Source organism: Massilia agri (assembly GCF_024753255.1).
Taxonomy (GTDB): domain Bacteria; phylum Pseudomonadota; class Gammaproteobacteria; order Burkholderiales; family Burkholderiaceae_D; genus Telluria; species Telluria agri.
In genome coordinates this window covers 1-8,736 of record NZ_JANUHA010000037.1, presented here as the reverse complement: position 1 = coordinate 8,736, position 8,736 = coordinate 1, and the positions used below count along the sequence as shown (strand labels likewise).

The following is an 8,736-nucleotide window of genomic DNA, read 5'->3' as shown; positions in this document are numbered from 1 at the left end:
ATCTTGCCAACGTAACCACTTGATTACGTTAACCTTTTTTCGACCCCTGCCGAAGCGGAGGCGAACTATAACAAATTCTCACGGTGCTCCGCAAGCACGCTGGACCGCACATGCGCTGCGTCTTCCCTCGTGCTCGAACCCGACAGGTTCGTCGCTCTTGACGTGGCAGACGCTTTCCCGAAATCGATAAGCGCGCGTACAGCCGCGTGACCTTGCTGCGACTCAGCAAGGCGCGGACGGAAGATTGTGCTTGGCGCTCGCGGCCCGATGTCCCATAGTGGTTCCAACGGTGTGCGCATTGATGCTTCGGGGCTTTGGGCGTACTGTTGAGTCATGGAATACAAGCACGATGAGCAGGAACAACATGACATGGAGATGCGCAATATCATCGAAGAAGCGCGCGTCGTCCTCCCCGGAGTCCAGGCCCTGTTCGGCTTCCAGACGATCGCCGTCTTCAACGACCGTTTCGCCGAGCTGGCTGACTACGCAAAGGCGTGCCATGCCCTGGGCATGATCATGGTGGTCATCTCGATTGCCATGGTAATGACGCCGGCGATCTACTACCGTACCTGCCGCGGTCACGCGACCGAGTCGATGGTGAAGCTCTCGTCCAGGATGATCCGCGGCGCGCTCGGGCCGCTTGCGGCCGGATTGGCGCTGGACATGTTTACGGTGATCCACGTCGTCGCAAGCGGCATGTCCGCCCGCATGGCGCTGAGCGTCGGCGCCGGACTCGGCACGCTCGCCCTGCTGTCCGGCTTCTGGTTCTTCCTGCCTCGCCACGGCCGGAAGACGGCCGAAAAAGGCTAGCGGGCTCAGCAAAACCGCCTTGTGTGAATTGTCGAACAGATGAGGTTTCTTGCAGGTGGATAATGAGTCAAGTCACAGCGATTGCAATTCGATCGAACTGTGACCAGGGCGCCATGGTCGAAGCACGTCAGCTGCAGGACGCAGCAGGATTTCTTGAACTGGGCTGCACTCGCCAAACCCAAAGTTCCGGTATCGGGGGGAGCGTATACGGAGGCGGGTGCTGGCCCAGCCGTGCACAGTACCGGCGGTAAGGGCGAACGAAGGCGGAGACGGGCGAAGCCCGCCACCTGCCGCGCCGCGGTGCCGCACAGCTGGGAACCTGGTGGTTTATCTGCCAGGATGGAGCCTCGGTGAAACACCGGGGCTTTTCTTTGGGCGCGCACTTTATCCCGGCGGCATAGGGCAGGCGCCCCGCAGCGGCGGATGAGCAAGGTATAGTGAGGCATCACCGACATACCTCCCGCCCGTGACGCTCACCTCCGATCACATCCTCTCCCTCGCCCCCGACGCGGCCTCGGCCAAGGCCGGCAGTCAGCTGGCCACGCCTGCGAAATGGAGCCAGTTGGGCCGCGACGAGCGGGCGCTCTGGGGTGAATGCCAGGGCAGCGGCAAGGTCCCCTACCGCACCCAGATCGACGCCACCGAACCTGCCTTCAAATGCAGCTGCCCCAGCCGCAAATTCCCCTGCAAGCATGGCCTGGGCCTGTATCTGCTGCTGTGCAGCCATCCCCAGCTGTTCGCGGCCGGCGCCGCGCCGCAGTGGGTCAGCGACTGGCTCGACAGCCGGCAGCAGCGGCAGGAAAAGAAGGCGGAGAAGGCGAGCGCGCAGGCGCCGGCCGACCCGGAAGCCGCGGCGGCGCAGGCGCGCAAGCGCGAGGAAAAGCGCGACCAGAACGTCAGCCGCGGCATGACCGATCTCCAGACCTGGCTGCGCGATCTCGCGCGGGAAGGCCTGGCCGGCGTGCGCGAGCGCGGCCCGGCCTTCTGGAACAATATGGCCGCGCGCTTGGTCGACGCACAGGCGGGCGGGCTCGCCGCACGTCTGCGGCGTGCAGGCGCGATGTGCTTCCAGACCACCCTGCCCGACTGGGAGCGCCGCGTCGCCAACGAGCTTGCCTCGCTCTACCTGCTCACCACCGCATGGCAGCGCATCGATGCGCTGCCGGAACTGCTGCAGCGCGACCTGCGCAACCTGGTCGGCTTTTCGGTCACCAAAGAAGAAGTGCTGGCCGAAGCGCCGCTCAGCGACCGCTGGCTGGTACTGGCCCAGCAAACCGATGAAGAAGAGCGCGTCCGCAGCCGCACGACGTGGCTGTACGGCCTGGCGTCGCAGCGCTGGGCCCTGCTGCTGCAGTTCGCCGCCGGCGCCCAGGGCTTCGAGCATACCCTCCCCAGCGGCACCCAGTTCGATGGCGAGCTCTGTTTCTATCCGAGCGCCCTGCCCCTGCGTGCACTGGTCAGGCAGCAGTCGGCAACCGTGCCATTGACGGCGTCTGTGCCGGCGCAGGCGGGTTTCGATGCGCTGCTGGATGCGTATGCAAGCGCCCTGGCCAGCCAGCCTTTCCTGGGCAGCTGGCCGGCGCTGCTTGACGATGTCGTGCCCGACGTCGCTGCGAGGGTGCTGCGCGGCGCGGCCGGCGCCATGCTGCCCCTGGACGCCGCATTCCGCCATGGCATGCACCTGGCGGCGCTGAGCGGCGGTCATCCGATCAGGCTGATGGGCGAGTGGAACGGCCACGCCTTCCTTCCGCTGAGCGCATGGCACGAGGGGCGCCTCTACAACTTCGACACGGACCTGCCGGGATGAGTGACGCCGACCAGCTCTACAGCCTCCTGCAGGTCGGCAGCTCGCGCGCCGCGGGCGTGCGGCCGGCTGCGCTGCCGCCCGAACTCGCAGCCATCCTGCCTCCCAACGATGCGCCGGCAGACGCGACCGAAGCGCAGCTCTGGCTGTCGCTTGCCGCCTGGTCCCTGTGGTCGCGCGCCGGCCTGCGTCCCGCAAACATCACGAGGGCGGCGCCGGACGCCGCGCCCGCCGAGCACTTGCGCCCTTGTCCCGCCGGCGCCGAAGCCCTGCTCGCTCGCCTGCTGCAGGGCGGGCACAAGGCGGCGCTGCTGCGTGAATGGCTGCGCGGGCTGAAGCGCTACGGCGGCCGTATTCCCGCCCGCTTCCTGCCGAATCTGCTCGCACTGGGAACCAGGCATGCCGAACTGCGTGCCGAGGTGCTGCCGGTGCTGGGCGCGCGCGGACAGTGGTTGTCCCGCCTCGACGCCGCCTGGGAATGGGCGGCGCCGGCCGTCGGCCAGGACGGGCTGGCTTTGTGGGAGACCGGCAGCCTGGAGCAGCGGCATGCCGCCCTGCTGCAATGGCGTGCCGAGGATCCCGCCGCGGCCCGCGAGGCGCTGGCCGAGTCCTGGTCCAGCGAAGCGCCGGAGCTGCGCGCCCGGCTGCTGACCTGCCTGGCCGTGAACCTCGGCCCGGACGACGAGGCCTTCCTGGAAGCCGCCCTCGACGACCGTCGCAAGGAAGTGCGCCTGGCCGCCCAAGCCGTGCTGGTGAAGCTGCCCGGCTCGGGGCTGCGCCGGCGCCTGCAGGCACGCGCCGGGCCGCTGCTGCGGATCAAGCGTCCCCTGCTTGGACGCGCCGGTCTCGAACTGTCCCTGCCGGAGGCCATCGACAAGGCCATGACGCGCGACGGCGTGGGCGCGGCGTCGCATCCCGGCCTGGGAGAGAAGGCGGGCTGGGTGGTCGACCTGCTGGCCGCCACCGATCCACGCGACTGGTCCGCGCGACTGGAGACGCCGCCGGGCGAACTGCTCCTGATGGCGCGGCGCAACGATTTCGCCCACGCCCTGGTGCGCGGCTGGTCGAGCGCGGTCGTGCGCGGCGCGGCCTCGCCCCAGGAGCTGGCCGAGTGGGTCCATGCCTTGCTGGTGTTCTGGCTGTCGAGCGACGCGCCGATGCGCCACCAGTACCCGCGCGACTTCTTCGACCTGTTCTCCCGCATGGCCCCAGGCGACCTGCACGCCTGGCTCGCCGACGTCGTGGGAGCGAGCCGCCGCAGCTGGGGCGAGTCCGAACTCGTCCTGCTCGACCTGCTCGTGCAGGCCGCCGAACATTCGCCGGCGCCGTGGCCGGCGGCGCTGTCGCGCGAGGTCGTCGAACGCCTGCTGAAGGATCTGTCGTCCATCCAGAACGCCCAATGGGTACTCAGGTCCGCGCTCGACAGCCTGTCCGGCATCGTCGATCCACCGGCCGTCACCGCCCTCGAAGCCGCATGGCGTGCCCGCGGCCTGGAAGGCGGCATCCACGACCACATCGCCCAATTCTTCGACACCGTACGCTTCCGTCACGAGATGTCGCATTCTTTCCAGGAGCCCGCATGAGCGCATCGCCCACCACCGTCCTTCGCCAGCACGCGGAAGCGCAGTACGCCACCGAGATCGAGGCCCTGGTCGCCCTCGACTCCCGCCAGCGCCCGCCACGCTGGAAGATGTCGCCCTGGGCCGTCGCGACCTACCTGATGGGCGGCAGGCTCGAGAACGGCGTCGAGATCAGCCCCAAGTACATCGGCAATCCCCGCATCATCGAGATCGCCGTCGCGACCCTGGCGACCGACCGCGCCCTGCTGTTGCTGGGCGTGCCGGGCACGGCCAAGTCCTGGGTGTCGGAACACCTGGCCGCAGCCATCAGCGGCGACTCCACGCTGGTGGCCCAGGGCACGGCGGGAACGAGCGAGGAAGCCCTGCGCTACGGCTGGAACTATGCGCACCTGCTGGCCAAGGGTCCCTCCCTGGAGGCGATCGTCCCGAGCCCGGTGATGCGCGCCATGCGCGAGGGGAAAATCGCCCGCATCGAGGAGCTGACCCGGATTCCGGGCGAAGTGCAGGATAGCCTGATCAGCATCCTGTCCGAGAAAGTGCTGCCGATCGCGGAACTGGACGACGAGGTGCAGGCGCAGAAGGGATTCAACATCATCGCCACCGCCAACGACCGCGACCGCGGCGTCAACGAGCTCTCGAGCGCGCTGAAACGCCGCTTCAATACCGTGGTGCTGCCGCCGCCGCGCACCGCCGACGAAGAGGTGCGCATCGTCCAGACCCGCGTGGCCGGCATGGGCCGCGCGCTCGAGCTGCCGGGCGAAACGCCGGCGCTGGAAGAGATCCGCCGCATCGTGACCGTGTTCCGCGAACTGCGCGAAGGCGCGACCGAAGACGGCAAGATCAAGCTCAAGGCGCCGACGTCGAGCATGAGCACGGCCGAGGCGATTTCGGTGATCACCCATGGGATGTCGCTGGCCGCCCACTTCGGCGACGGCGTGATGCGCGGCGCCGATCTGGCGGCGGGCATGGTGGGCGCCATCGTGAAGGACCCGGTGCAGGACCGCGTCGCCATGCTCGAGTACCTGGAGACCGTCGTGAAGGAGCGCAGCGGCTGGAAGGACCTGTACCGCGCCTGCCGCGACGTCATGAACTGAGCGGCCGGCGATGAGCGTTCACCTGTTCGGCATCCGCCACCACGGGCCGGGCTGCGCGCGCAGCCTGCGCCAGGCCCTGCTCGCCTTGCAGCCCGACTGCCTGCTGGTGGAAGGCCCGCCCGAGGCGGACGCGCTGGTGGGCTTCGCCGGACGCCAGGAGATGGCGCCGCCGGCTGCCCTGCTGCTGTATGCGGCGGCGGCCCCGCAGCGCGCCGTGTTCTATCCCTTCGCCGCCTATTCGCCGGAATGGCAGGCGCTATGCCATGCGAACGCGCACGGCGTGCCCCTGCGCTTTTGCGACCTGCCGCAGAGCCATCGCCTCGCGGAGCAGACGTCGGACGAGACGCCTGAACCCGACGAGGTGCGCGAAGACCCGCTGCGCTGGCTGGCCCAGGCCGCGGGCTATGGTGACACCGAGACCTGGTGGGACCACCTGGTCGAGCAGCGGCGCGACAGCCTCGACCTGTTCGATGCCGTCGCCGAAATGATGGGTGCGGTGCGCGCGGCGGCTAACGAGACCATGACGCTGCGCGAACAGCGGCGCGAAGCCTGGATGCGCAACACGATCCGCGCCGCGGAAAAGGAAGGCTTCCAGCGCATCGCCGTCGTGTGCGGCGCCTGGCACGTGCCGGCGCTCGCCTCGATGCCGAGCGCGAAGAGCGATGCCGAGCTGCTCAAGGGCCTGCCCAAGGAAAAGGTGGTCGCGACCTGGATACCGTGGAGCTACGGCAGGCTGACCTTCGCCAGCGGCTATGGCGCCGGCGTCGTTTCTCCCGGCTGGTACCACCATGTCTGGGAACACGGAGACCAGGCCGGCCTGTACTGGTTGACCGACGTCGCCGCCCTGCTGCGCAGGCACGACCTCGACGCATCGTCGGCCCAGGTCATCGACGCGCAGCGGCTGGCCGAAACGCTGGCGGCGCTGCGCGGGCGGCCGCGCCCCGGCCTGGACGAACTGCTGGAGGCGGTGCGCGCAGTGTTTTGCCAGGACAGCGAGGTCACGCTGCAGCTGATCCGGCGCGAATTGCTGGTCAACGACCGCCTCGGCGAAGTGCCGGCCGACGTGCCGACCGTCCCCCTCGTGCAGGACGTGCAGGCGCAGCAGAAGCGCCTGCGCATGCCGGTGCGCGCCGATACCGTCCCGCTCGAGCTGGACCTGCGTCAGCCTGCGCACCTCGAGAAAAGCATCCTGCTGCACCGGCTGGCGATGGTCGGCGTGGGCTGGGGCCGGCGCCAGGTCGTGCGCGGCAAGAGCGGCAGTTTTCACGAACAGTGGCAGCTGGCCTGGGAGCCGGAGTTCGCTATCGAGCTGATCGAAGCGAGCGTGTGGGGGGCGACACTGGAGGGCGCCGCCAACGGCCGCGCGATCGAACGTGGGTCAATAGCGGCGACCCTGCCCGAGCTGACCGGGCTGATGGAAAACGTCCTGCTGGCCGACCTGCAGGCGGCGGTGCCCCCGGTGATGCTGCGCATCCGGGACCTGGGGGCGGCGACGCCGGATCCGGGCTTCCTGCTTGAAGCCGTCGGGCCGCTGGTCGATGCGATCCGCTATGGCGACGTGCGCGGGACCGACACCTCCGCGCTCGGCCAGGTCGCAGGCGGCCTGATCTCCCGCGCCTGCATCGCCCTGCCCTTCGGCGCGCGGGCCCTGGCGGACGACGCGGCTGCCGTCCTGCTGCGGCAAATCGCCAGCGGCGACCACGCGATCCGGCGCTACCAGGACCAGGAGCAGCTCGCCTCCTGGTACGACACGCTCGACCGGGTGGCCCGTTCCGAGCAGAGCCACCCGCTCATCGCGGGCCGTTGTGCGCGCATCCTGGCCGAACAGCAGCACTGGCCAGGCGCGGAAGCGGCGCGCCAATTGTCCCTGCGTTCATCCAGGGCCGTACCGCCCCTGGTGACGGCCCAGTGGCTCGAAGGCTTCCTCGATGGCGGCGGTACGCTGCTGGCGCACAGCGACGAGCTGTGGGCGCTTGTCAACGACTGGCTGATGGCGCAGCCGGCCGACGGGTTCATCGAATTGCTGCCGCTGCTGCGGCGCACCTTCGGCTCCTTTACGGGGCCCGAGCGCCGCCAGCTGGTCGAGCGTGCGGTGTCGGGCGGACCGCGCGATCGATCCGTCGCTGTCGCCGGCAATGCCGACGTCGACCGGGTGCGCGCCATGCGCGTGCTGCCGATCCTGCAAACCATCCTTGGCAGCGCGGCTGCGCAGGAAGCCCCATGACGAACGCGAACAAACTTGACCAGGGCGAGATGGCGCGGCGCTGGCGCCTCATCCTCGGCGGCGGGGACGAGCGGATCCAGCTCGATCCGGCCGACCTTGCCCTCGACAGCGCGCTGAATGCGCTCTACAACGAAGAAGGCCGGCGCGGCGGACTGGGCGCCTCGGCGCCGAATGTCGCGCGCTGGCTCGGCGATATCCGCCAGTATTTTCCCTCGTCCGTGGTGCAGGTGATGCAGAAGGATGCGCTGGAGCGGCTCGGCCTGCAGCAGATGCTGTGCGAGCCCGAGATGCTGGGCGCGGTCGAGCCGGACGTGCACCTGGTGGCGACGCTCCTGAGCCTGAACCGCGTGATGCCCAACAAGACAAAAGCCACGGCGCGCCAGGTGGTCGAGCGCGTGGTGCGGGATCTCGAGAAGAAGCTGGCCAGTCCGATGCGGCAGGCGGTCAGCGGGGCGCTGCACCGCGCCGTGCGCAATCTGCGTCCGCGCCACAACGAGATCGACTGGCTGCGCACCATCCGGGCCAACCTGAAACATTACCAGCCCGAGTACAACACGGTGATCCCCGAAACGCGGATCGGCTTCGGCCGCAAAGGCCAGACGCTGCGCGACATCGTCCTGTGCATCGACCAGTCGGGCTCGATGGCGCCCTCGGTCGTGTATGCGAGCGTGTTCGCCGCCGTGCTCGCGACCATCAAGTCGGTCAGTACCTCGGTGGTCGTGTTCGATACCGCGGTCGTCGACCTGACGCCGACCTTGCACGATCCGGTGGAAGTCCTGTTCGGGACACAGCTCGGCGGCGGGACCGACATCAACCGGGCGCTCGGCTACTGCCAGGGCCTGGTGACGCGGCCCAAGGACACGATTTTCGTGCTGATCAGCGACCTGTACGAGGGTGGCAACAACGAGGAGATGCTGAAGCGGGCGGCCTACCTGGTGGCCAGCGGCGTGCAAGTCATCGTGCTGCTGGCGCTTGACGATCGCGGTGCGCCCTCTTACGACAAAGCGAATGCCGCGAAGCTGGCGGCGATGGGCGCGCCGGTCTTTGCTTGTACGCCGGACCTGTTCCCCGACATGATGGCAGCGGCGATCAAGCGCAGCAGCCTGGAACAGTGGGCGGCGCAAGCAGGCATCGTGCATGCCTGAACTCGGAAGGTAGTGAAGATTCGCAATGCGAATCTGAACGCAAAAAGCCCGCTCAGTATCAACTGAGCGGGCTTTGCTT

The 8,736-nt window shown here is 68.6% G+C and carries 6 protein-coding genes; all 6 read left to right on the top strand.

The features are described 5' to 3' along the window. The first annotated feature begins 333 nt into the window (after positions 1–333). The 6 genes from NX780_RS24955 to NX780_RS24930 all read left to right on the top strand — a co-directional run bounded on the left by NX780_RS24955 (position 334) and on the right by NX780_RS24930 (position 8,657). Positions 334–810, top strand: a complete 477-nt coding sequence (locus NX780_RS24955) for a DUF6328 family protein (protein ID WP_258830591.1) — start codon at positions 334–336, stop codon at positions 808–810. 466 nt (positions 811–1,276) lie between these two features. Next, positions 1,277–2,617, top strand: a complete 1,341-nt coding sequence (locus tag NX780_RS24950) for an SWIM zinc finger family protein (protein WP_258830590.1) — start codon at positions 1,277–1,279, stop codon at positions 2,615–2,617. Continuing rightward, positions 2,614–4,197, top strand: coding sequence for a DUF5691 domain-containing protein (locus tag NX780_RS24945; RefSeq protein WP_258830589.1), 1,584 nt, complete (start codon positions 2,614–2,616; stop codon positions 4,195–4,197). Before NX780_RS24950 ends, NX780_RS24945 begins: the two co-directional genes overlap by 4 nt. Next, complete coding sequence (locus NX780_RS24940) at positions 4,194–5,288, top strand: AAA family ATPase (protein ID WP_258830588.1); 1,095 nt, start codon at positions 4,194–4,196, stop codon at positions 5,286–5,288. The genes NX780_RS24945 and NX780_RS24940 overlap by 4 nt, the downstream gene beginning before the upstream one ends. Before the next feature lie 10 nt (positions 5,289–5,298). After that, a complete protein-coding gene (locus tag NX780_RS24935; protein WP_258830587.1) occupies positions 5,299–7,512 on the top strand; it encodes a DUF5682 family protein in 2,214 nt (737 codons plus the stop codon). Beyond that, entirely contained in the window at positions 7,509–8,657 is a 1,149-nt protein-coding gene (locus NX780_RS24930) for a VWA domain-containing protein (protein WP_258830586.1), read from the top strand. Before NX780_RS24935 ends, NX780_RS24930 begins: the two co-directional genes overlap by 4 nt. Positions 8,658–8,736 lie beyond the last annotated feature (79 nt).